Origin of the sequence: Achromobacter pestifer, from assembly GCF_013267355.1 — a bacterium.
GTDB classification, from domain to species: Bacteria; Pseudomonadota; Gammaproteobacteria; order Burkholderiales; family Burkholderiaceae_B; genus Achromobacter; species Achromobacter pestifer_A.
Map to the genome: position 1 here is coordinate 4,516,778 of NZ_CP053985.1, position 22,680 is coordinate 4,539,457.

Below are 22,680 nucleotides of genomic sequence, written 5' to 3' on the forward strand. Positions count from 1 at the left end.
GGCGTTCGTGTCCCGATCCATCAAGTCCATACTCTATCCCTTGATCACCGGCGTGCTGCTGGTGATCCTGTGGTTCGTCAGCATCCGGGTGTTCTCCGTACCCAACTACCTGTTGCCCACGCCGGAATCCGTGCTGCAGGCGCTCAAGACCGGCTACATCGACGGCCAGTACTGGCCGCACTTCCTGTTCACGCTGCAAAGCACCGTGTACGGCTACCTGATAGGTTGCGGGCTGGCCCTGGTGGTGGGAACCATACTGGCCGAGTCCGAGACCTTCGAGCAGTTCATCTATCCCTACATCATCGCCCTGCAGTCCACGCCGAAAGTGGCGATCGCGCCCTTGCTGCTGGTCTGGTTCGGTTTCGGGATGGCCTCCAAGGTCGTGATGGTGGCCTTGATGAGCTTTTTCCCGATGTTCATCAACACGGTGGTCGGTATCCGCCAGGCCGATCCCGCCATGCTGGATCTGATGAAGGCCTTCGGCGCTTCGCGCGCCCATGTTTTTTTCCACGTCAAGCTGCCCGCCGCGTCGGGCCACATCTTCGCCGGCCTGCAGATATCGGTCGTCCTGAGCCTGATCGGCGCGGTGGTGTCGGAGTTCATTTCGTCCAGCAAGGGGCTGGGCTACCTGATCCAGTCGGCCTCGGTCAACATGGACGTCGCCACCATGTTCGCCTGCCTGTTCAGCCTGGTGTTCATCGGCTTGACCGGCACCAACCTGATCCGATACCTGCACCGCAAGCTGGTGTTCTGGGACAAGTCGACCTCGGCCACCGTGCAAGCCGAATAGCAGACAGGAGAGCTCATCCATGGAATTCCATCAATGCTATGCGCTCGACTACGGCCGCGCGCGCGACAAGTTCCGGGCGGCGGCAGTGGGGGCGGGAGGGCGCCTGGCGGAATATCCGCACGCCGGCGCCAGGACGCCAGGCGGCACGGCGCTGGTGACCGACGTGGCCTGCTTCGGCCGCGCCGATGCGCCGCGCCGCCTGCTGGTGGTCAGCGGCACCCACGGACTCGAGGGCTTCTTCGGTTCGGCGGCGCAGATCGCGTGGATGCTGGGCGGCGGTCCCGCGGCGCTGGACCCGGACGTGGCGGTGGTCATGGTGCATGCCATCAACCCCTGGGGCTTTGCGCACCTGAGCCGCACCACCGAAAACAATGTAGACCTGAACCGCAATTTCATCGGGCACGATGCGGCGCCGCCCGCCAATCCCGACTATGCGCTGCTGCATCCGCTGCTGCTGCGCGATGAATGGAGCCGCGCGGACGTGGCGGCCGCTCAGCAGGCCATGGAGGATTTCGCGGCCAGCCATGGCGAGGACCGTCTGTATGACACGCTGGCGCGCGGCCAGTATTCCCATCCAGACGGCCTGAACTATGGCGGCAATGGGCGGGAGTGGTCCAACCTGACGCTGGAGCGCATCGTCGGCGACCACCTTGCCGGCGCGAGCAAGGTCGCCTTGATTGACTGGCACACGGGCATAGGCGGATACGGCGAACCGTTCTTCCTGTGCTTCAACGAAGAAGGCGGGCCCCTGCATGATCGGGCCGTGCAGTGGTGGGGCAAGGAGCGCATCGTCGGCCAGCGGCCGCACGGCAAGTCGCGTCCGAACTATCAGGGCCTGTTGTTCTATGGCGTGCAGTCCTTCCTGGGCGACGTGCCGATGTGCGGCGCCGTGATCGAGTTCGGCACGCGCGGCTGGCATATGCGCCGCTTGCTGCGCCTGGACCTGTGGTTGAAATTCAAGGCGGACCCGGTCAGCGAGCGCTATGAAATGCTGCGCGCGGATCTGCTGGACTCGTTCTGTCCGGTGGACCAGGTCTGGCGCGAGGGCACGCTGCGCCACTCCCAGGAGATCACGCGGCAGGCGGTGGAGGGGCTGACGGGCTGGAAGGATGCATGATGGCTGCATCCGCAAACCTGGGTTCGTTGTTTTCGCCGGCGCGCGAGGCGGGCGCTGTCGCCCTGATCGACCTGGGCGGCGAGCCGGGGCCGCGCGTCTATACCTTTGGCGAACTTGATGCGCAGGCGGACGGCGTCGCTCGCGGGTTGCGGGCGCGCGGCCTGGATCCGGGCGCCCGCGTCGCGATCCTGTCGGCCAATCGCATGGAGTTCCTGGCCGCCTATCTGGGGATCATGCGGGCCGGCCTGGTCGCGGTGCCGGTAAATCACCGGTTGCCCGCCGCAGGCATCGACTTCATCCTGCAGGACTGTGGCGCCGGCCTGGTGTTCTGCGACCGGGCGCGGCGCGGAGTCTGTCCGGCGCAGTTGCCGGTGGTCGAGTTCGGGGCGGACGGCCCGGGCGGCTATGCCGCGTTCCTGTCGCCAGGGCCATGGGAGGCGGAGCCCGCCGTACCAGGGCAGGCCGCCTTGTTTCTTTACACGTCCGGCTCCACCGGCCGTCCCAAAGGCGTGATGCTGTCGCACGCGGGCTATCTCTGGACGGTGCGCCAGCGTGTTGCCGCCACTGACTATTCACGTCACCGCTTCCTGGTGGCGGCGCCCCTGTACCACATGAATGCGCTCAATACCGTCAAGCTCGCGCTTGCTGGCCAAGGCAGCCTGGTGCTGATGCCCCAGTTCGAGCCGGCCGGCTATCTGGACGCGATACAGGGCTATCGCTGCACCTGGCTGACCGCGATACCCACCATGATTGCGTTGCTGGCCCGCGAGTCGGCGCTGGTGGCGCAGACGAACCGGTCCTCGGTGGCCATGGTGCGGCTGGGTTCGGAGCCGCTCACGCAGCGCATCGCCGACAGCGCACGCGACATGTTCCCGCGCGCCGCCATCGGCAACGGCTACGGTGCGACCGAAACCGGTGCGCTGGTGTTCGGCCCGCATCCCGAAGGGCTGGCGCAGCCGGTGTTGTCCGTGGGGTATCCGCACCCGGCGGTGCAGTCCAGGCTGGTCGATGGCGACAACATCGACGCCGCCGCAGGCGTGCTGCAGGTTCGCTCCGAAGCCCTGATGCTGGGCTACCACGGCTTGCCGGAGCAATCCGCGGCGGCCATGACGGAGGACGGCTTTTACATCACCGGCGACGTGATGCGTCGCGACGAGAACGGCTTCCATTACTTCGTGGGCCGGGCCGACGACATGTTCGTGTGCGGCGGCGAGAACATCTATCCGGGAGAGGTCGAGAAGATGCTGGAACGTCATCCCGCCATCTTCCAGGCTTGCGTCGTGCCGCTGCCCGACGCGCTCAAGGGCATGAAACCCGTCGCGCTGGTGGTGCTGCGTCCCGACGCGGCGCTGTCCGAACAGGCGGTCAAGGAGCACGCGCTGGCCCATGGGCCAGCCTACCTGCACCCGCGGGCGGTGCGTTTCGTCGATGAGATGCCGGTCAGCAGCACGGGCAAGGTCAACCGCAAGGCGGCCGCGCTGCTGGCCGCCGAGCTGATGTTCAACCCACCCATCCTCAATCAGAGCAAGGAGCATCCATGAAGGCAGTAGTCATACACGGACATGGCGGTCCGGACGTCATGCAATATGATCCCGCGTTCCCCGATCCGAAGGCGGGCGAGGGCGACGTGATCCTGCGGGTCAAGGCGACTTCGATCAACTATCACGACGTGTTCACGCGCCGGGGCATGCCCGGCATCAAGCTCGATTTCCCGGTGATCATGGGCCTGGACGTGGCGGGCGAGATCGTCGAGGTCGGTCCGGGCGTCGAGGGCTGGGCGGCCGGCGACCGCGTGCTGGTCGATCCCATCAACCGGGCCGAGGGCGGCCTGATGGGAGAAACCGTCCATGGCGGCCTGGCCGAATTGTGCAAGGCGCGCGCGCACCAGTTGATCCGCATCCCGGACGGCGTGAGCTATGAGCAGGCCGCCGCGTTGCCGGTGGCCTTCGGCACGGCCTACCGGATGATGCACACGATAGGCCAGGTCCAGGCCGGGGAAAAAGTCCTGGTGCTGGGCGCCAGCGGCGGCGTGGGCGTGGGCTGCGTGATGTTGGCGAAGATCGCGGGCGCCGAGGTCGTCGCCTGCGCCAGCAGCGAGGCCAAGATGCAGCGCCTGCGTGAACTGGGCGCGGACCATGTCATCAACTATTCGGAAGCCGACTTCGCCCGCGTGGTCTACGAACTCTATGGCAAGCCGCATCGACGCAAGTTCGATGGCGGCGTCGACGTCGCGGTGAATTTCACCGGCGGCGATACCTGGGTCAAGTCCATGCGCTGCCTGCGGCGCGGCGGCCGCCTGCTGACCTGCGGCGCGACCGCGGGCTACGACCCGCAGACCGACCTGCGCTTCATCTGGACCTTCGAGCTGAACATCCGTGGCTCCAACGGCTGGATGCGCGAGGACCTGGATGCCTTGCTGGCGCTGGTGCAGTCGGGAAAGATGCAGGTCCCGGTGGACCGCGTGCTGAGCCTGGACGAGGCGGGCGAGGCGCTGCGCCTGATCGAGGACCGCGAAGTCATGGGCAAAGTGGTGGTGACGCCATGAGCGAAGTGATGACGATCGAAGAAATGCAGCAGCGTCTGCAGAAGGCCCCCTTCAACAGTTTCATGGGGCTTACCGTGCTGTCCGCCGACTACGACAGGCAGGAGATCGTGATGCAGATGAAGCTGCGTCCGGAGTTCGAGCGCATGGCGGGCAGCGGGCAATTCCATGGCGGCGTGATCGCGGCGATGATAGACGCGGTCGGCCAGTACGTGCTGATGATGATGCTGGGCAAGCCGCTGGCGACCATCAACTTCCGCACAGACTATCTGCGTCCGGCCACCAACACCAGCCTGCGCGCGGTAGGCCGGGTGCTGCGCATGGGCAAGAGCATATGCGTGTCGGATGTGGAGGTGCGAGACGATGCCGACAAGCTGGTGGCGGTAGGCCGCGCCAACTTCGCGACGCCTTCCTGAATGAGGCCGGCGGCCCGCCGGGCCGCCGCGCGCGACGCGTCTGGAGCTATTACAATCATGATCGCTTGCACCCTCTGATCGAGGCCGAATTCGCAGCCGCGGCGAACGTGATCCGCTCGCCGCCGCGCCGTCTCCCGCCATGATGCCCGGCGGCCGGCGCAGGCGTCCGCAGCCCAAGACGAAAACAATGAACATGACAAGCATGGAACCGGCGGAAAAAGGTCGACGCGCTTTCTCGCACGTGCTGGAGAAGCTGCGCGAGATGGTGATTTCCTATGAAATCAAACCCGGCGAACGCCTCAACGAGGTGGCCCTGGCCGAACGCCTGGGCGTCAGCCGCACGCCGGTGCGCGAGGCCTTGCACCTGCTGGCGCGCGACGGTTTCCTGGAGGAAGCCGGACGCGGCTATGTGCGGCGTCAGCTGAACCTCAAGGAAATGATCGATCTCTACGAGACCCGCGAGGTCCTGGAGATCGCCTGTCTGCAGCTGGCCTTCGAGCGCGCCAGCCCGCAGAAGCTGGATGCGCTGGAGGCTTTCCTGGCGGACAGCCGCAGCAAGTCGCCGGACTTGCCGGTCACGGAACTCGTGCACCTGGACGAAACCTTCCACCAGATGCTGGCGGAGATGTCGGGCAACCTGGAATTGCAGCGGGTGCTGCACAACGTGAACGAACGCATCCGCTTCATCCGTTGGATCAACATGGAGCGCATCGGGCGCGACAAGACCCAGGCCGAGCATGCGGCGATACTGGCGGCCCTGCGTGCCGGCGACCTGGCCGCGGCACAGCAGAACCTGCGCAGCCATATTTCCAAGCGCACCGAACAGATCAAGGAATCGATCGCGCAGGGGCTGGCCCGGATCTACCTGGACGGGGTCGAAGACCTGCACGAGGCCTGAGAGGGAATACAGAATGAGAACATCCTTGCTTTTCGCGGCCGCCATCGTGACGGGCTGCGCCAGCAGTTCCGGCGACCTGCTGACCGAATCGAAGGTGGCGGCCATCAAGCTCAACGTCACCACCTACGACGAGATGGTCCGTGACTTCGGTCCGCCCAGGTCCCAAAGTGTCACTCGCGAAGGGCTGACGACGGCCACCTGGTTCTATTTCGACAACAGCGCCTACGGCGCGATGGACAACCAGCAGACGCTGACGGTGATCTTCAACAAGGACCGCACGGTGAAGGACTACGTGAACGCGTCCGCCGGGTCCGGCAAGAGCCGCTAGGCCGCGCCAGGGGCTGCGGCCCCAGTGCTCAGAGCACGAGCTTCAGTCCGATGGCGAACATGGCCGCGGCGACGCAGCCGTCCAGCACCCGCCACGCATTGGGATTGGCGAAGACCGGCCGCAGCAGGCGCGCGCCATAACCCAGGGCAAAAAAGAAGGCGAACGAGGCCGAGATCGCGCCCAGCGCGAAGGCGGTCTTGTGGCCGTCGTACTGGCTGGAGACCGAGCCCAGCAGCACCACGGTGTCCAAGTACACGTGCGGATTGAGCCAGGTCAGGGCCAGGCAGGTGGCCAGCGCGGCGGCGCGTCCCGCGGTCCGGGTGGCCGACGGGGTCAGGCTGTCGTGGCGGACGCGCAGCGCCGATATCAGGCTGCGCGCCGCGTAGGCGAAGAGGAATAGCGCGCCGCCATAGCGCAGGGCGGATTCCAGCCAGGGCAGGGCGCCGACCGCCAGCCCGAAGCCCGCCACGCCGATACTGATCAGGATGGCGTCCGACAGGGCGCAGGCCAGGCAGACGGCAAAGACATGTTCCTGGCGCAGTCCCTGGCGCAGGACGAAGGCGTTCTGCGCGCCGATCGCCATGATGAGGCTCAGGCCGAGCAGGAATCCGGGAATGTAGGCGGTGGTCATCGATACCCTTCAGCGAAGGGCGACAGACTAGCCTTGGTTGCAAGATTAGGAAAACTAATTATCCTAATCCTTATTTAGTTTTTCTAACTTAGAACGCATGTTCCGGCAGCCAGGGCAGGGCCGGCGATGGCGGCACGGAACCGGCGTGGTCCGATGCCGCCGCAAGGCGATGCGGTACCTTCAGCTGCCGCCCTGGTCGGCAGCGCGCAGGATGCCGTACAGCTTGTCCTTCAGGTGCAGTTTTTCTTTCTTGAGCACTTCGACCTCATTGCCCGACGCCGGCTGGATACCGGCCTCCATGTTCTTGATTTCCTGGTCCAGGTCATTGTGACGCTGGAACAGCGCGGAGAAATGCGCGTTTTCGGATTTCAGTTGGGTAATGAGGTGGCGGTATTCAGGGAACATAGGGGCCTCTTTAAAGAACCGGTTGATGGGCACTGCGGGAAACCGGGGAACCTGATGATCCATAGAGCTTTCGATTCCATGACACGCCAACCCCGCGCCGTTGTCAACCGCCCGGGCGGCCGCGGCCAGGCGGCGGATTGATGCCGCGCAAGCCCGGGTCGCACTGATTCTGTCGCGGCTGATCACCTTTGCTTACATGCGGATCCGTCCCCGGCGATACACTCGCTTCCCCGTGGTCTGCCATCAAGATGAAATGAATCAGCGCGCGTCCTTCCTTCGACAGGTCTTACAGCTTTTCAAGCAGGACGGGAGGATCCGCCCGGGCACGGGCATGATCAGCGGCGTGATCGCGCTGTTCCTGGCCATCCTGTCGGTGCTGGGCGTGCTGGCGTTCCATTTCCCGGCCTACCTGACCACGCCGGAGCTGCGCAGCTTCTACAACGTGGACGCCATGCGCGCGCTGCTGTTCGGGGCGCTGCTGGCGTCCGGCACGATAGCCCTGACCAACACCGTGCTGGGCCGCCAGCGCTGGCTGAACATTGCGGCCTTCCTGCTGGTGTGCGGCGCGGTCGCGGCGGGGGGCAGCAACGTGGTGGTGACCACGTCCAATACGGGCAATCATCCCTATGTGGGGCTGGATTGGTTCATCCTGGACCTGCTGGCGTCCAGCACCGTGTTCATCATTTTCGAGAAACTGTTCCCCCTGTACCCGGGCCAGCCGGTGTTCCGCGGCGAATGGCAGGTGGACATGAAGCACTTCCTGTTCAACCACCTGTCGGTGGGGGCGGTGCTGCTGTGCATCAATTTCTTCGTGCACCGGCTGTTTTCCTGGGCGGCCTACGAGCCCCTGCAACAGGCGATCGTGTCGCTGCCGTATCTGGTGGAATTATTCCTGGCCGTGCTGGTGGCGGATCTGGTGCAGTACGCGGCGCACCGCGCCTACCACGAGGTGCCGTTCCTGTGGCGCATCCATGCGGTGCATCACAGCACCCGCACCTTGGACTGGCTGGCCGGTTCGCGCCTGCACATCGTCGAATTGCTGATCACCCGGGTCGCGGTGTTGGGCGTGCTGTTCGCGCTGGGTTTCTCCAAGCCGGTGCTGGACGCCTACATCATCATCGTCGGCTTCCAGGCGGTGCTGATCCATTCCAACGTGAAGGTGCCCTGGGGCTGGCTGCGCTACATCATCGTGACGCCGGACTCCCACCACTGGCACCATTCGTCGGATACCGAGGCCATCGACCGCAACTACGCCGCCCATTTCTCGTTCATCGATTACGCGTTCGGCACGGCGGTGCGCGGCGTGAGCAAGCGCCTGCCCGAGAACTACGGGATCCTGGACAACGACATGCCAAGCACCTTCCTGGCGCAGCAGGCCTACCCGTTCGCCCGCAAGAAATGAAACGGCGGCGCGCCCGTTGCGCGCCGCCGTGGAAATCCAGCCCAGCTGGCCCTGCGTCTGGACGCGGCCGGCGCGGACTTTACCTGCTGCCCTTGACGGTGGAGTAGGCCGCCATCAGGTTGCGGTAGTCGGGGATGTGGTTGGAGAACAGCGTCCCCAGGCCTTCGATGTCGTTGCGCCAGTCGCGGTGCAGCTCGCAAGCCACGCCAAACCAGCTCATCAATTGCGCGCCGGCCTGCTCCATGCGGCTCCAGGCGGCGTTGCGGGTCACTTCATTGAAGGTGCCCGACGCGTCGGTGACGACGAACACGTCAAAGCCTTCTTCCAGGGCCGACAGCGCCGGGAAGGCCACGCAGACTTCGGTGACGACGCCGGCGATGATCAACTGCTTCTTGCCGGTGGCCTTGACGGCCTTGACGAAGTCTTCGTTGTCCCAGGCGTTGATGTTGCCCGGGCGGGCGATGTAGGGCGCCTTGGGGAACTTGTCTTTCAGCTCCTTGACCAGCGGGCCGTTGGGGCCGTCCTCGAAGCTGGTGGTCAGGATGGTGGGCAGCTTGAAGTATTCGGCCAGGTCGGCCAGCGCCAGGACGTTGTTCTTGAACTGGTCGGGCTGGAAGTCCCGGACCAGGGACAGCAGGCCCACCTGGTGGTCGACCAGCAGCACCGCGGCCTGGGTCTTGTCGAGTTTCACATAGGGCTTGGTCATTGCATGCTCCAAAAGGGGAGGATTGCGCGCCCTGCGGCGCGCGAGGAAAATCCGGTGGCGGCTCAGCGCTGGGAATCGAGCGTTTCGCCCTTCTTGATGACTTCCTGGGCCCGGTTGTAGCTTTCGATCAGCAACTGGTAGGGCGGGAAAATCTTGGTGTAGACCTCGGCCCACTTGGCCGCGTCTTCGCGGTGCCAGGTCTTTTGCAGTTCGGCTGCCACGGCGCCCGTGTCCATGGGCACGGCGCCGGCCTGCACCACGCGCGCCAGGGTGATCTCCTGGGCCATCTTGCTATAAGTGCCCGAGGCGTCGACCACCACGAAGACCTTGTAGCCCTCGGCCACCGCGCTGATGGCGGGAAAGGCCATGCAGACGCTGGTGATGGTGCCGGCAATGATCAGGGTCTTGCGGCCGGTCGCCTTGACCGCGGCGACGAATTCAGGATTGTCCCAGGCATTGATTTCGCCTTTGCGCGCGACGTACTTCGCGTGCGGCGCGTTCTCATGGATTTCGGGAATCAGCGGGCCGTTGGGACCCTGCGGCACGGAAGCGGTGGTGATGACAGGCAGCTTCGCCAGGGTGGCCATGGAAGCCAGTGCGCCGGCGAGCGATCGCAGCTCGGTCATCGGCATATCGGCGACCGTCTGGAACAGGCCGCTTTGATGGTCGATCAGCAACATGACCGCATCGTTGGGATCGATGACGGGGCGCTGGCCATTGAAGTTGGCGGGAACGCTCATGGTGTGCTCCTGGTGACGTGGGGCTAATCATCCTAGGAGCAACTCGGGCGGCTGAGTAGGCAGGAAAAATGGGTTTCTGCGTCCCACTCGTCGGACGCTGCGCGAGCCTGCTGCTACTTCAAGGTGGGCAGCTTGTGGCGCACTTGCGTGTCGTGTTCGCGCTTGGCCACGTCCTGATACTCCGAACTCAGGAAATCCAGCAGCTCCCGCACGCCGGGCAGCAGGCCGCGGCGCGACGGAAAGATGGCGTGGACGCTGCCCGCTTCCGGCTGCCAGGGGGCGCCTACGTCCACCAGGGTGCCCGCGTCCAGTTCCTCGCGGACCATCAGCAAGGGCAGGGCGACCACGCCCACGCCGCGCAGGGCAGCCTGTTTCAGCGCGAGCATGTCGTCCGTCACCAGGCGCGGCGTGAACGGCACCACGATGCGCGCGCCGTCCGGCCCGTCCAGCCTCCAATGGGACTCGCGCTGTTCGGTGCCCAGCGCCAGCGTGGGCAATTCGCTCAAGGCATGCGGATCCGCGGGCAGCGTGATGCCGCGGACCAGCGCTGGACTGGCCACCAGACACTGGCAGCTCATGCCCAGCGGTTTCATGATGAGATCGCTGCTCTCGATGGGGCCGAAGCGCACGCGCACGGCGATGTCGAAGCCCTCGCGCAGCACGTCCACCGGGCGGCTGAAGCTCTTCAGGTAGACATGGACCTTGGGGCAGCGCACCATGAAGCGGGCCACCAGGTCGCCCAGGAAGTAGTAGATCAGCGCGGGCGGCGCGCTCATGCGTATCGTGCCTTGCGGTTCGGCCCGGGTGCGGTCGATGACCTCCTGGGCGGCTTCCGCGCCCGCCAGCATCGACAGGCATTGTTCGTAATATTCCTGACCCAATTCGGTCACGGCGAAGCTGCGCGTGGAACGCTGGATGAGCCGCACGCCCAGCCTGTCTTCCAGCAGCGCGATGCGCCGGCTGAGGCGAGACTTGGGTATGCCCAACGCCCGCCCGGCGGGCGCGAATCCGCCGCTCTTGACGACCTGGACGAAATAATAGAGGTCATTCAAGTCATGCATCGCTTCCCCGCTGTTCTGAAAATAGGACGTCAGGGGGAGCATATAACGGCTTCGGCACTGTGCGGGCACGTTTTCTTTTACATTTGAGCGTACCCCCAGGAGCCACCATGCCAGCTTCCGACCCGGCGGCGCTCGCCCGCGAAATCAAAGCGGCGCAGGACCATGTGTCTTACATCGCGCCGCTCACCGCCAAGCGCCCGCGCTTCGACCTGGACGCCGCCTACGACGTGGCCGCGCGTATCCATCAGGCGCGGCTGGCGGAGGGCGCGCTGCTCGTCGGCCGCAAGATCGGGTTCACCAATGCCGCGATGTGGGCGGCGCTGGGCGTGGATTTTCCGGTGTGGGGACGCGTCTACGAACACAGCGCCGTGTATGACGATACCGGCGAAGTGCATTGCCGCCTGGCCCGCTATGTCGAGCCGCGCATCGAGCCGGAGATCGTGCTGCACTTCCATGCCGCGCCGCCGCAAACGCGGGACCCGGCCGCCATACTGGCGTGCGTGGACTGGATCGCCCATGGCTTTGAACTGGTGCAGTCGCACTATCCCGCCTGGCAGTTCCAGGCCGCCGACACGGTGGCGGACAACGCCTTGCATGGCGCGCTCTTCATCGGACCGCTCATGGAGCCGGCCGAGCTCGGGCCGGGGCTGATCGAGCAACTGACGAGTTTTCGGGTCGGCCTGTCCTGCAACGGCATCCACCGCGAAACCGGTTCGGGTGCGAATGTGCTGGGCAGTCCGCTGGCGGCGCTGGCCCATCTGCTGGCAGTGCTGGCCGAACGCCCGGCCGACGAGGCGATCCAGGCGGGCGAACTGGTCACGACCGGCACGTTGACCAAGGCCTATCCAGTGCATGGGGGTGAAACATGGAGCACCACGCTGGACGGCATCGGACTGCCGGGCCTGCGCATCGTGTTCGACGAGTGAACCCGTGCCGGCCCCGCCGGCAGGCCCCGGATCTAGGCGCTGGCGCGCTGGTTGAGCGTCAGCGGAAACACTTCCTGGCGCGCGACGGGCGCGCCGCCATTCAGGCGCTGCAGCAGCAGCTCGCCGGCGCGCGCGCCCAGCTTGCGGCTGTCCACGCCTATGGTGGTCAGGCCAGGCTCGATTTCGCTGGCGATGTCGGTATCGCCGAAACCCAGGATGGCGATGTCGCGCGGGATGGCGAGCTTGCGGTCGCGCGCCTCGAACAGCGCGCCCACCGCCAGCAGGTCGTTGGCGCAGAACACGGCGTCGAAGCCCTGGCCCATGGCGAGCAGGCGGGCCAAGGCCGCGCGGCCGTCGGCGATAGTCTGCGCATTGTCCACCGCCAGTTCGGCCACGACCTGCAGACCGAGTTCGGCCGCAGCCGCCTTGAAGCCCTGGCGGCGCAGATCGCCGCGTCCGCCCTGGCGCGCCACAAAGGCGACCCGGCGGTAGCCGCGTTCGGCGAGATGGTGTGCGGCCATGACGCCGCCGTCGTAATTGGAAAAGCCCACCAGCATGTCGATGGGGTCGCGCGGATAGGCCCAGGTCTCCATGATGGGGATGCCCAGCTCGCGCAGCGACTGGCGGTTTTCCTCGAGTTCGATGACGCCGGTGAACAGCACCGCCGCGGGCCGCAGGGCGCGCAGCGAGGCGATCATGCTGGTTTCCTTGGCGTAGGAATACGAGGTCTGTCCCACCATCAGCTGGTAGCCCTGCGGCTCCAGCACTTCGGCGCAGCCCTGCACGGCCAGCGCGAACTGCTGGCTGAGGATGTTGGACACGAAGGCCGCGACCACGCTGGACTGTCCGGAGCGCAGGGCCCGCGCGTGCGGATTCGAGGCATAGCCGGTCTGCGCCACCACCTGCAGGATGCGCTCGCGTTTTGCTTGAGCCACTTTCTCGGGCTGGCGCAGCGCCCGCGACACCGTGATGGGCGATACCCCCGCCAGCCTGGCCACTTCCTCGATGCGCGGCGGTTTGGCGGGGGCGGCTGCGCGCGCGGGCGCGGCGGCGCCCTCGGGGCGCACGCGCAGCACGTCGTCGTAGGTGGGAGCGGAAGGAGGCGCGGGCCGGTGGGTCATGCGATTTCTTTTGATTGTTCCGGGATCAGGCGGCAGCCGTCAGGATATCAGTCCGGCCGACCGGGCGCGCGACCTGGATCAGGCTGTCGCCGGATTCGCAGTCCGTATGCAGGCGCCGCGAAATGACGATGCCCGACTGCCGGAAGCGCAGGATTTCCTCTTCCGCGTCCAGCTGGTTGAGGTCGTGGTAGTAGCCCGCGACATCGCCCGCGCGCACGGTCGCGCCGATGTCGACCGCCGGTTCGAACCAGCCGCGGCGGGTGGCGAAGATGTTCTGCTCGTGGCTGTCCAGCTCCAGCAGCTGCATGGCGGGCGCCCCGGACTCGTGCGGGCCCAGCAGCGGCGCGTCCGTCACGCCCAGCTTCTGCAGCAGGTTGTCGATGGCGCGTTGGGTCGCGGCCAGCGTCGCCGGGGTCAGGGTGCCGCCGCCGCCGAATTCGCCGCTGATGCCGATGGCGCCCGCGCGCGCCGCCGCCGCCATGGAGGTGGGCGCGTCGCGGCCGTTGGCCGCGACGAAGGCGTGGCCCATGCCCAGCGAGCCCATCAGGTCCAGCGCGCGCGCCATGCGTTCGGGCGAGTCCTGGCGTTCGATCAGGGCGGTGGGCAGGTGCGCCATCGAGGTGCCGCCGGAATGGATGTCGAACACCACGTCATGGCGCGGGAACAGCTCGTGTTCGAGGAAGTGCGCCAGGCGCTCGGTCGGGGTGCCGCCAGGCACGCCGGGAAAGGCGCGGTTGAGGTTGCCGTTGTCCAGCGGCGAGCGCCGCCGCGCCGCCATCACGGCGGGTAGGTTGGCCAGCGGCAGGATGGTGACCTCGCCGCGCATGCGAGTGGGGTCCAGGCGGCGGATCAGGCGGCCCAGGGCGACCTCGCCTTCGTATTCGTCGCCGTGGTTGCCCGCCATGAGCAGCACGCGCGGGCCGCTGCCGTTGCGGATGCGGCAGATGGGCGTCTTGATCTGGTAGTAGGGCGAACGGTCCACCGAATAGGGGGTGCCCAGGAAACTGAGCGCCTTGCCGTCGGCGTCGAAATCTATGTCGTGAAACAGGCCGGTATGCATGGGGAGATACAACAGCGCCGCGCAAGGCGGCGCGAAAAGGGATTGGAGGGCTGCAGCAGCGCGCCCTTAACGCAGCGCGGCGACGGCGGTCATCTCGACCCGCAGGTCGGGGTCGGCCAGGCGGGCCTCGACGCAGGCGCGGGCCGGCGGGTTGGCGGGATCGATCCAGGCGTCGTAGACGCGGTTCATGGCGTCGAAGTCGCCGATGGCGGGCAGGAACACGTCCACGGCCAGCAGACGGGATTTGTCGCTGCCGGCCTCGGCCAGCAGCGCCTCGATCTTCGCCAGCACTTCGCGGGTCTGCGATTCCAGCGAACCCTGGCGGTTGTCGGCCACCTGGCCGGCGATGAACACGAAGCCGTTGTACGAAACGGCCTGGCTCATGCGCGAGCCGGATTTGTAGCGTTTGATCATGCGAGTCCTTGGGTTGTGGGCCGTTTACATCTGCGGCAGGGTCTGGGCTTCCTTGAACCACTTTTCCTGCAGGGCCGGCAGCTTGCCGTTCAGGCGGTTGGCGAAGAGGAAGGTGTTGATCCAGTTCAGCAGATTCTGCTGGCCTTGCTGCACGGCGGCGTGGGCGGGCGACTGGCGGATCAGGAACTTGAGCTGCGGCGCCCGGGCAGTGTTGTCCTCGGCCACCTTGAGCGCGATGGCGCTGTTCTCGGCGAACGATTCAGACTGCCCCGCCAGATAGGCCGCCACGGCCGAAGGCGTGTCCTCGAAGCGCACCAGCTTGGCGCCCGGCGCGTTGTCGGTCAGCCAGATGTCCAAGGTGGAACCCTTGGCGACCGCGATGCTGTGGCCCTTCAGTTCGTCCACGGTCTTGGCCTGCGGCATGCTTGCGCCGCCGTAGACGCCCAGGTTCACCGCGGCGTAGGGCTGCGAGAACATGACCTGCTGGGCGCGTTCAGGCGTGGCGCCGGCGGCCGCGATCAGCACGTCAACCTTGCCGGCCAGCAGGCTGGGGATGCGGCTGGCGCCGGTGACCTGCACCAGCTCCAGCTTCACGCCCATGTCGGCGGCCATGAGCCGGGCCAGGTCGATGTCCAGGCCGGCGGCCTCGCCCCGGGCGTCCTTGAAGCCCCAGGGTGCGGCGTCCATCAGCACGCCCACGCGCAGCTTGCCCGCGCCCAGCACGTCCTGCAGTTTGTCGGCGGCCGAGGCGGGGGCGGCCAGGGAGAGACAGAGGGCCGCGGCGGCGGCCAGCTTGGCGTACAGTTTCATGCAATGACTCCAGGGGCGGATGACTTAGTGGGTGGACGGCGCGGCCGTGCCGATGAATTGGCGCAGCTCGGGGGTTTGGGGGTTGGCGAAGAGTTCGGCGGGCGGGCCCTGTTCCCAGACACGGCCCTGGTGCATGAACACGACCTTGGACGCGACGTTGCGGGCGAAGGCCATTTCATGCGTCACCAGCACCATGGTCATGCCTTGGCGCGCCATGTCTTCCATGACCTTCAGCACTTCGCCCACCAGCTCCGGGTCCAGCGCCGAGGTCACTTCGTCGAACAGCATCAGTTGCGGCGCCATGGCCAGGCAGCGGGCGATCGCCACGCGCTGCTGCTGGCCGCCTGACAGCAGGGCCGGATAGGCGTCGATCTTTTCGGCCAGGCCGACGCGGCGCAGCACGTCCAGCGCCAGCGCGCGGCCCTGCGATTTGGCGATCTTGCCGTTGAGCGTGGGCGCCAGCGTGATGTTGCGCTCCACGTTCAGGTGCGGGAACAGGTTGAACTGCTGGAACACGATGCCCACGCGCTGGCGGAACTGGCGCAGGCCCGGCATGGCGGCGTGGACCCGTTCGCCGCCGATGCGGATGTCGCCGTCATCCACCGTTTCCAGCGCGTTCAGGCAGCGCAGCAAGGTGGACTTGCCCGAGCCGGAACGGCCGATGATGGTGACGATCTCGCCTTCGTTGACGTCGAGCGAGACGCCGTTGAGCACGGCGTTGGCGCCGAAGCGTTTGTGGATGTTGGAGACTTCAACGAGCGCCATGGAAGCGGCCCTCCAGGTTACGCGCCCACATCGTCAGGGGCAGGCACGCCGCGAAGTACAGCAACGCGACGCAGGAATAGACCAGCAGCGGCTGGAAGGTGGCGGCGCTGGCGATCTGTCCGGCGCGCGCCAGTTCGACAAAGCCCACCACCGAGGCCAGCGAGGTGCCCTTGATGAGCTGCACCAGGAAGCCCACCGTGGGCGGCAGCGACAGGCGGAACGCCTGCGGCGCGATCACGTGGCGGAACTGATGCCATTTGGACAGGCCCAGGCAGGCGGCGGCTTCCCACTGCTCGTGCTTCACGGCCTGGATGCCGCCGTACCAGATCTGGCCCAGGAAGGCCGCCGTGTAGATGATGAAGGCCACGCTGACGGCCGTCAGCGCGGGCACCTCGATGCCCAGGAACACCGGCATGCCGAAGTAGAAGAACATCAGCAGGCCCAGGAGCGGCACGCCCTGGACCAGTTGCTGCATGGCCGCGGCCAGCCAGCGCAGCGGCGCCGAGCGGTGGCCGCGCAGCAGCGCCAGTCCCAGGCCCAGCGGCGCGCCGATGGCCAGCGCGATCAGCACCAGGGCCACGGTCCACTGCAGCGCGCTGAGCAGGGAGGCGAAATCGCTCAGGGTGAATGTACGCATGCTTGCGGCTCCTAGCGGCGCACGGGCCAGGTGAAGGCCAGGCTGCCGGCCAGGGCCAGCAAGGCCTTGGTGATCAGCACCAGCGTGAAATAAATGCCGCAGATCACCGCATAGACCTCGAAGCTGCGGTAGGTGCGGCTTTCGATGAAGCTGCCGGCATGGAACAGATCCTCGGCCGACACCTGCGAGGCGAGCGAGGTCCCCAGCAGCAGGATGACCAGCTGCGTGCCCAGGGCCGGATAGACGTTGCGCAAGGCGGGCGCCAGCACGATGTGCCGGTATACCTGCCAGGTGCTCAGGCCCAGGCAGTGGCCGGCCTCGATCTGGCTGCGTGGAATGGAATCCAGGCCGGCGCGCAGGATTTCGATGGCATAGGCGCCGAAGTACAGGCTGAGCGCCAGCGCCGCGGCCATGAAGGGCGGCATGCGCAGGCCCAGTCCCGGCAGGACGAAGAACACCACGAACAGCTGGATCAGCGACGGCGTGTTGCGGAACACCTCGACATAGGCGCGCAGCGCCAGCTTGACCGACTTGGAGCCATGGCGCGTCAGCATGGCGCCGGCCAGTCCGATGGCCAGCCCGGCGATTACGGCAATGAGGGTCAGCTCCAGCGTCACCTGGATGCCGTCCCAGAGCTGTTCGCGGTAGCGCCAGATCTGTTGGAAGTTCAGCTGTTGCATGGCTTATCCGAAGAACGTGCGATAGGCCGACTGCACGCGGCCGTCGGCATCCAGGCCGAAGAACACGCGCCACCGGTCCAGACAGGTGCAGGGGTGCGAAATGCCGAACTCGATCACGTCGCCCGGCGCCAGCTCGCTGTCCGGGGCGATGGCGAGGAAGGCGTGCTGGTCGTTGAGCCGGGTGACGCGGGCCTGCGCATCCCAGCCGGGCAGGGCCGCGCCGTCGCGAAAGGCCGCCAGCGGCGCGGGCAGGTCCTGGTCGTAGGACACGTCGCGCATGCCGAAGCCGCAGATCGCCAGCCCCGGCTCCGGGCGCGACAGGACTTCGCCCCACAGACGCAGGGCCGGCCGGAAATCGGTGGCTGCATTGCGCGCCTGGCCGTCGATCTGGAAGCCCGCGCGGGCGTCCATGGCTTGCAGCGCGCGCTGATAGGTGCCGTGGTCATGGAAGAAGATGGCGCCGCTGCGCAGGACCAGCTGGGCGTTGCCGTCCTCGGCCAGCCAGGGTTGAACCGCCTGCGTGACCTGGTCGAAGAAGGCCGAGCCGCCCGCGGTGAACACCAGCGGCGCCTGCGGCGCCAGGGCGCGCACCTGCCGGAACGCGCGGGCGGCGCGCTCCATCAGCGCGGCGATGTTGCTTGCGGTGAGCACCGCGTCCGATGAGGCGACGGCGCCTTCGTACGTCGCCACGCCCGCCAGCGCGAGCTTGCCGCCTTGTTCGCGGATCGCGTCCAGGATGGCCGCGACGGCGGCATCGTCGCGCGCGCCTGCGCGGCCGCCGCCGACTTCCACCAGCACTTCCACGGGGCGGCCGGCTTGCTGCGCCGCGGCCGCCAGCGAACGCACCGTGGCGGCGGAATCCGCGAAGGCCAGCAGGCGGGCGGCCGGGTAGGCCGCCAGCAGCTTGCCCAGGCGGGCGCCGCTGGCCGCGCCGCCGATCTCGTTGCCCAGCATCAGGCGGGAGACCCCGGCGCGCAGCAGCACGGCGGCCTGCTGCAGGTTGGCGACGGTGGCGCCCCAGGCGCCGGCATCCAGCAGGCGCTGCACGATCTGCGGCGACATCGGCGTCTTGGCATGCGGCGCCAGCGCGGCGCCGTGGCTGCGGGCGTACTGGAAGATCTGTTCGACGTTGTGGGCGAAGGCGGCCTCGTCCAGCGTCAGGACGGGCAAGGCCATGTCGCCGTTCCTGGGCTGCCAGCGGCGGGATGCCACCGCGCGCAGCGGGAGCGCGGGCTCGCCCGGAGGAATGCCCCGGTAGGTGTCGTCCAGGGGAGTATCGAGCAGGGTTTCCAGGAAGGGATTCATGCGGCCGCCGAAGAAGGATCCAGGATTATGACAACGTTGTCATTTGATGGCGGCAGTCTAATGGTAACGTTGTCAAAATAGGATTAGGGCAATCCCCTAGAGCAGCGGCGCGGGCGTTTCAGGCGGGTGCCAGCGCGGTTTCGTCTTTCCAGCGCTGCTTGTCGCGCAAGGGCGGCGAGCCGAACAGGCGGCTGTACTCGCGGCTGAACTGGGACGAGCTTTCGTAGCCCACGGAATGGGCAGCCAGCGCCACGCCGGCGTCGTCGGTCAGCATCAGGCGCCGCGCTTCCTGCAGCCGCAGGTGCTTCTGGTATTGAAGCGGGCTCATGGCGGTGGCTTGCTTGAAATGATGGTGCAGCGAGGACACGCTCATGTGCACGTCGCGTGCGATCTCTTCCACCCGCAGGGGTTGCGCATAGTTGTCGCGCAGGATGCGGATGGCCTTGGCGACGCGGTTGAGCTGGCTGTCCTGCAACACCGACTGGCGCAGCACCGCGCCCTGTCCGTTCATCAGCAGGCGGTACAGCAGCTCGCGCTTGACCAGGGGCGCCAGGATGGGGATGTCGCGCGGCGTGTCCAGCAGGCGCAACAGGCGCAGCACCGCGTCCAGCAGCGTGCCGCCCAGCGGATTGACGCAAAGCGCGCGCACGCCCTCGGCTGGTGGCTGCGGCGGCAGGTTTTCGTCGCTGATCAGCGCGGTGATTTCCTCCACGTTCAGGTCCAGCCGCAGGCCCAGATAGGGCAGGGTCGGGCTGGCGATCGACACCTTGGCCACGACCGGCAGATCGACCGAGGAAATCAGGTAATGGAAGGGATCGTATTCATAGGCCTCGTCGCCGATCAGCAGCCGCTTGGAGCCCTGCGCGATGACGCCCAGCGCGGCTTTTTGCAAGCTGGGCTTGGCGCCGGTGGGTTGCGAGATGCGGTGCAGGAACAGGCCCTCGATGGGCGTGTCCAGCGAGCCCTCCAGGTCTCCGGTCATGCGTTCCAGCGTGCAGAGCAGCTCGCGCCGGGCCGGTTCGTAGGCGGCGTCCAGAGTCGGGACGGCGCGGTCGGCGGCATGTGCGGTGGTCGTGGTCATGGGGGCTCCCGTGGCGCACCGTGCCTGGGCCGGGCGGCGGCGGAAAATTGGAGGATCAGGCGGCTTTCAGTGTATGCCTTGACGGGCCTTCCACCTGGCTGTTGTGTTCTTCATGGAGAAATGGGCAGAAAATCCGGAGGAATGAGTGCGCCCGCCCCCGATGCCGGCCATCGCCGGAGAATCGGGCAAAAAAAGGGCACGATCGAGCAACGTCCAGGCCCGGCCGCGGACGCATACTGCTTCCATCCCGGCAGGCGGGCCGCGGCCATTCCATCCTGGAGTGCCGGCTCCCGCCCAGCCCTTGAAGGAGCGCAACCATGCGGTACAAGAAATTCGGAAGCACCGGCCTGTTCGTGTCGGAACTCTGCCTGGGCACCATGACCTTCGGCGGCGAAGGCGAGTTGTGGAGCAAGATCGGCAGCCTGCAGCAGGAAGAGGCCAACCGGCTGGTGGGCCGCGCGCTGGATGCGGGCGTCAATTTCATCGACACTGCCGACGTCTACTCCGAGGGCCGTTCCGAGGTCATCACCGGCCAGGCGCTGCGCGACTTGAAGGTGGCGCGCGAGGACGTCGTCATCGCGACCAAGGTGTTCGGCCAGACAGGCGCCGGCGTCAACGCGCGCGGCAACTCGCGCTCGCACATCATGGACGGCGTCAAGCAGAGCCTGTCGCGCCTGCAGCTGGATCATATCGACCTCTACCAGATCCACGGCTTCGATCCCGCCACCCCGGTGGAGGAAACGGTCAGGGCGCTGGACAACCTGGTGCAGCACGGCCACGTGCGCTACGTCGGCGTGTCCAACTGGGCCGCCTGGCAGATCATGAAGGCGCTGGGCATCGCCGAACGCCTGGGACTGGCGCGCTTCGAATCGCTGCAGGCCTACTACACGATCGCCGGCCGCGACCTGGAGCGCGAGATCGTGCCCATGCTGCAAAGCGAAGGCGTGGGGCTGATGGTCTGGAGCCCGCTGGCCGGCGGCCTGCTCAGCGGCAAGTACAGCCGCGACGGCCAGGCCGAGGCCGGCAGCCGCAGGGCCTTGTTCGACTTTCCTCCGGTGGATCACGAGCGGGCCTTCGATAGCATCGACGTGCTCAAGCGCGTCGCCAGCGCGCGCAACGTGTCCGTGGCGCAGGTGGCCCTGGCCTGGCTGCTGCACCAGCAGACCGTGACCAGCGTCATCATCGGCGCCAAGCGGGTGGATCAGCTGGACGACAATCTGGCGGCCACAAGCATCCGGCTGACGGCGGACGAGCTGACCGAGCTGGATCAGGTCAGCGCCTTGCCGCCGGAGTATCCGGGCTGGATGCATGTGCGCCAGGGTGAGTACCGCCGCAAGCAGCTGAGCGAATCGGGCGCGGCTTAGCGCGTGCTATGAACGTTGGAGTAGGTTGGCGGCATTTCCCAGCATCAGCATGCTGAAGACCACTTCGACGGAACTTGTGGCTGCGCTAAAGCCCCGCTAGCATCGGCTCAACTGCATTCCCGTTCTGCCCCCGCATCCATGATGGAAGCCACCGTGACCGAACCGACCGCCATTGAAGTTTCAGCCGAAGCCGCATCTCATAAGGGCGAATTTTTCCTGATCGACGCCAGCTTCTTGGGAAACGGCAGGGTTCCCGGCATCGAAATCGCCAACGAAGAGAAGCTGATCGATCCGGGGATGCATGTCGTTTCGCGTCCCAATGGAATGCCAGATCAGTATCCGGAGCGTCCCCACCTGGTTCATGTACCGGAGAAGGGCGGAATGCCACGCGATCTGGAAGAGCTCGCTGGCATATGGATTGTGTCGGAGCCGTTGAAGCAACTGTTTGAGCAGTTGGACGCCGAGGCGTTTGCATTTGTGGCATGCGACTTCAGCCTTGCCGACGGCAGCCCCGCCCCTCAGTACTACCTAGGCAATGTGCTGCGCAGACTCGATGCCCTGGACGAAGCCTCTTCTCGCGTGAGGATCAAGCTCGACCACAATTATCAGACCGGCGAGGACGAGAAACTTTATAGCCTCGTCGGCGGAGCCAGCTTGGTGTTCAAACAGGATGCTGTGGGAGATGCCCATATCTTCCGCCAGGATCGCATGGGAGCACCTCCCATCTGCGACCGCGCGATGTTTGATGCATTGAGTGCGGCCAACTTCTCCGGCGTACGGCTGCGCGATGTGGCCGATATTTAGAGCGTGTTGTGAACTTTGGAGTAGGTTGGCAGCATTTCCCGGCATCAGCATGCTGAAGACCACGAAGTGAAGCCCCGCCAGTGTCTCCGGCAAGCGTCCACAGCCATGTGAACCTTGCTCCCTTTCTTGCGCTTGTAGCCATCGTAGCCGGCGCGTGGGCCGCTCTCGCACGTCGACTGCAACGTGCGGCCATCCAGGATGACCGCACCGGGTTGACCTTGCTTTCCCTGGGCGACGCGCAACACAGACCGCAGATCATTGACCATCGCTTCGAAGCAGCCGGCCTGAAGCCAACGCCGCGTCTGCTGATACACCGCCTCCCAAGGCGGAAACTCGTGAGGCATCAACCGCCGCGGGGCACCCGCTCGCGCCATCCAGCGCAGGGCATTGAACATCAGTCGCAGATCGTACTTGCCCTGCCTTGCCTCAGGATCCATCAGCGTCAGGCACGGCGCAGCAAACGCCCGTTCGTCATCGGTCACAGCTGTTGGGTAAGGGCGACAGGCTGTCATCCAACTACGATAGCGCGATCACGGCAAAGTTCATAACACGCTCCAAGTCCCTGGCGCCGGCGCAGGCATCCTGTGTGGAGTGCCTGCGCCGTTACGCCGCCGCGCGCCTGCGGCGGCCGGCGAACTACAATGCCTCGCAACGATGACACTGGAGGCAGACTAGGC

The 22,680-nt window shown here is 66.3% G+C and carries 25 protein-coding genes and 1 pseudogene; 11 read left to right on the top strand and 15 right to left on the bottom strand.

From position 1 onward, the window contains the following. Window positions 1-7 precede the first annotated feature (7 nt). The 7 genes from FOC84_RS21455 to FOC84_RS21485 all read left to right on the top strand — a co-directional run bounded on the left by FOC84_RS21455 (window position 8) and on the right by FOC84_RS21485 (window position 6,091). Window positions 8-790, top strand: a complete 783-nt coding sequence (locus FOC84_RS21455) for an ABC transporter permease (protein ID WP_173146211.1) — start codon at window positions 8-10, stop codon at window positions 788-790. A gap of 19 nt (window positions 791-809) precedes the next feature. Further along, window positions 810-1,907, top strand: a complete 1,098-nt coding sequence (locus FOC84_RS21460) for a M14 family metallopeptidase (RefSeq protein ID WP_173146212.1) — start codon at window positions 810-812, stop codon at window positions 1,905-1,907. Continuing rightward, window positions 1,904-3,448 carry a class I adenylate-forming enzyme family protein gene (locus tag FOC84_RS21465; RefSeq protein WP_173146213.1) on the top strand — a complete coding sequence of 515 codons (1,545 nt, stop codon included), beginning with the start codon at window positions 1,904-1,906 and terminating at the stop codon, window positions 3,446-3,448. The genes FOC84_RS21460 and FOC84_RS21465 overlap by 4 nt, the downstream gene beginning before the upstream one ends. Then, window positions 3,445-4,452, top strand: a complete 1,008-nt coding sequence (locus tag FOC84_RS21470) for a zinc-binding dehydrogenase (RefSeq protein WP_173146214.1) — start codon at window positions 3,445-3,447, stop codon at window positions 4,450-4,452. Before FOC84_RS21465 ends, FOC84_RS21470 begins: the two co-directional genes overlap by 4 nt. Then, entirely contained in the window at window positions 4,449-4,865 is a 417-nt protein-coding gene (locus FOC84_RS21475) for a PaaI family thioesterase (protein ID WP_173146215.1), read from the top strand. Before FOC84_RS21470 ends, FOC84_RS21475 begins: the two co-directional genes overlap by 4 nt. Window positions 4,866-5,052: 187 nt before the next feature. Next, the gene (locus FOC84_RS21480) at window positions 5,053-5,763 is read left to right on the top strand and encodes a GntR family transcriptional regulator (RefSeq protein WP_173146216.1); all 711 of its coding nucleotides are present in this window, start codon (window positions 5,053-5,055) and stop codon (window positions 5,761-5,763) included. A 13-nt stretch (window positions 5,764-5,776) separates the two neighbouring features. After that, window positions 5,777-6,091: a hypothetical protein gene (locus tag FOC84_RS21485; RefSeq protein WP_173146217.1), complete on the top strand. Its 315-nt coding sequence runs from the start codon at window positions 5,777-5,779 to the stop codon at window positions 6,089-6,091. A gap of 28 nt (window positions 6,092-6,119) precedes the next feature. On the opposite strand, the gene FOC84_RS21490 is transcribed toward FOC84_RS21485, so the two are convergent. Both FOC84_RS21490 and FOC84_RS21495 read right to left on the bottom strand, forming a co-directional pair. After that, window positions 6,120-6,722 (bottom strand): LysE/ArgO family amino acid transporter, encoded by a 603-nt coding sequence (locus tag FOC84_RS21490; RefSeq protein ID WP_173146218.1) that lies wholly within the window; start codon window positions 6,720-6,722, stop codon window positions 6,120-6,122. Between the two features lie 180 nt (window positions 6,723-6,902). After that, the gene (locus FOC84_RS21495) at window positions 6,903-7,127 is read right to left on the bottom strand and encodes a YdcH family protein (protein ID WP_013395499.1); all 225 of its coding nucleotides are present in this window, start codon (window positions 7,125-7,127) and stop codon (window positions 6,903-6,905) included. 253 nt (window positions 7,128-7,380) lie between these two features. On the opposite strand from FOC84_RS21495, the gene FOC84_RS21500 reads away from it, so the two are divergent. Then, window positions 7,381-8,529: a sterol desaturase family protein gene (locus tag FOC84_RS21500; protein WP_173146219.1), complete on the top strand. Its 1,149-nt coding sequence runs from the start codon at window positions 7,381-7,383 to the stop codon at window positions 8,527-8,529. Window positions 8,530-8,608: 79 nt separating this feature from the next. Here the strand turns inward: FOC84_RS21500 and ycaC are convergent, their stop codons facing one another. From ycaC to FOC84_RS21515, 3 genes are all read right to left on the bottom strand, one after another. Further along, a complete protein-coding gene (gene ycaC, locus FOC84_RS21505) occupies window positions 8,609-9,235 on the bottom strand; it encodes an isochorismate family cysteine hydrolase YcaC (RefSeq protein WP_173146220.1) in 627 nt (208 codons plus the stop codon). A 62-nt stretch (window positions 9,236-9,297) separates the two neighbouring features. Continuing rightward, window positions 9,298-9,975: a hydrolase gene (locus tag FOC84_RS21510; protein ID WP_088142081.1), complete on the bottom strand. Its 678-nt coding sequence runs from the start codon at window positions 9,973-9,975 to the stop codon at window positions 9,298-9,300. A 113-nt stretch (window positions 9,976-10,088) separates the two neighbouring features. After that, the gene (locus FOC84_RS21515; RefSeq protein WP_173146221.1) at window positions 10,089-11,036 is read right to left on the bottom strand and encodes a LysR substrate-binding domain-containing protein; all 948 of its coding nucleotides are present in this window, start codon (window positions 11,034-11,036) and stop codon (window positions 10,089-10,091) included. Window positions 11,037-11,143: 107 nt separating this feature from the next. Here FOC84_RS21515 and FOC84_RS21520 point away from each other — a divergent pair, with 107 nt between their 5' ends. Then, window positions 11,144-11,962 (top strand): 2-keto-4-pentenoate hydratase, encoded by an 819-nt coding sequence (locus FOC84_RS21520; protein ID WP_173146222.1) that lies wholly within the window; start codon window positions 11,144-11,146, stop codon window positions 11,960-11,962. Between the two features lie 32 nt (window positions 11,963-11,994). Here the strand turns inward: FOC84_RS21520 and FOC84_RS21525 are convergent, their stop codons facing one another. The 9 genes from FOC84_RS21525 to FOC84_RS21565 form a co-directional block, all read right to left on the bottom strand. Next, a complete protein-coding gene (locus tag FOC84_RS21525; protein ID WP_173146223.1) occupies window positions 11,995-13,083 on the bottom strand; it encodes a LacI family DNA-binding transcriptional regulator in 1,089 nt (362 codons plus the stop codon). A gap of 25 nt (window positions 13,084-13,108) precedes the next feature. Beyond that, a complete protein-coding gene (locus FOC84_RS21530; protein WP_173146224.1) occupies window positions 13,109-14,143 on the bottom strand; it encodes a succinylglutamate desuccinylase/aspartoacylase domain-containing protein in 1,035 nt (344 codons plus the stop codon). Window positions 14,144-14,209: 66 nt separating this feature from the next. After that, window positions 14,210-14,557 carry a RidA family protein gene (locus tag FOC84_RS21535; RefSeq protein ID WP_013395491.1) on the bottom strand — a complete coding sequence of 116 codons (348 nt, stop codon included), beginning with the start codon at window positions 14,555-14,557 and terminating at the stop codon, window positions 14,210-14,212. Window positions 14,558-14,581: 24 nt separating this feature from the next. Then, window positions 14,582-15,367 (bottom strand): transporter substrate-binding domain-containing protein, encoded by a 786-nt coding sequence (locus tag FOC84_RS21540; protein ID WP_173146225.1) that lies wholly within the window; start codon window positions 15,365-15,367, stop codon window positions 14,582-14,584. A 24-nt stretch (window positions 15,368-15,391) separates the two neighbouring features. Then, on the bottom strand, window positions 15,392-16,132 hold the full coding sequence (locus tag FOC84_RS21545; RefSeq protein ID WP_173146226.1) for an amino acid ABC transporter ATP-binding protein: 741 nt from the start codon (window positions 16,130-16,132) through the stop codon (window positions 15,392-15,394). Next, on the bottom strand, window positions 16,119-16,769 hold the full coding sequence (locus FOC84_RS21550) for an amino acid ABC transporter permease (RefSeq protein WP_173146227.1): 651 nt from the start codon (window positions 16,767-16,769) through the stop codon (window positions 16,119-16,121). Before FOC84_RS21550 ends, FOC84_RS21545 begins: the two co-directional genes overlap by 14 nt. Window positions 16,770-16,780: 11 nt before the next feature. Continuing rightward, window positions 16,781-17,449: an amino acid ABC transporter permease gene (locus FOC84_RS21555; RefSeq protein WP_173146228.1), complete on the bottom strand. Its 669-nt coding sequence runs from the start codon at window positions 17,447-17,449 to the stop codon at window positions 16,781-16,783. A gap of 3 nt (window positions 17,450-17,452) precedes the next feature. After that, complete coding sequence (locus FOC84_RS21560) at window positions 17,453-18,754, bottom strand: alanine racemase (protein WP_173146229.1); 1,302 nt, start codon at window positions 18,752-18,754, stop codon at window positions 17,453-17,455. A gap of 118 nt (window positions 18,755-18,872) precedes the next feature. Next, the gene (locus FOC84_RS21565) at window positions 18,873-19,835 is read right to left on the bottom strand and encodes an AraC family transcriptional regulator (RefSeq protein ID WP_173146230.1); all 963 of its coding nucleotides are present in this window, start codon (window positions 19,833-19,835) and stop codon (window positions 18,873-18,875) included. 317 nt (window positions 19,836-20,152) lie between these two features. Here FOC84_RS21565 and FOC84_RS21570 point away from each other — a divergent pair, with 317 nt between their 5' ends. Then, entirely contained in the window at window positions 20,153-21,199 is a 1,047-nt protein-coding gene (locus FOC84_RS21570) for an aldo/keto reductase (protein WP_173146231.1), read from the top strand. Window positions 21,200-21,352: 153 nt separating this feature from the next. Beyond that, a complete protein-coding gene (locus tag FOC84_RS21575) occupies window positions 21,353-22,003 on the top strand; it encodes an imm11 family protein (protein WP_254241731.1) in 651 nt (216 codons plus the stop codon). Window positions 22,004-22,098: 95 nt separating this feature from the next. Here the strand turns inward: FOC84_RS21575 and FOC84_RS21580 are convergent. Next, a pseudogene (locus tag FOC84_RS21580) lies at window positions 22,099-22,515 on the bottom strand (transposase); the annotation flags it as partial. Window positions 22,516-22,680: the final 165 nt, after the last annotated feature.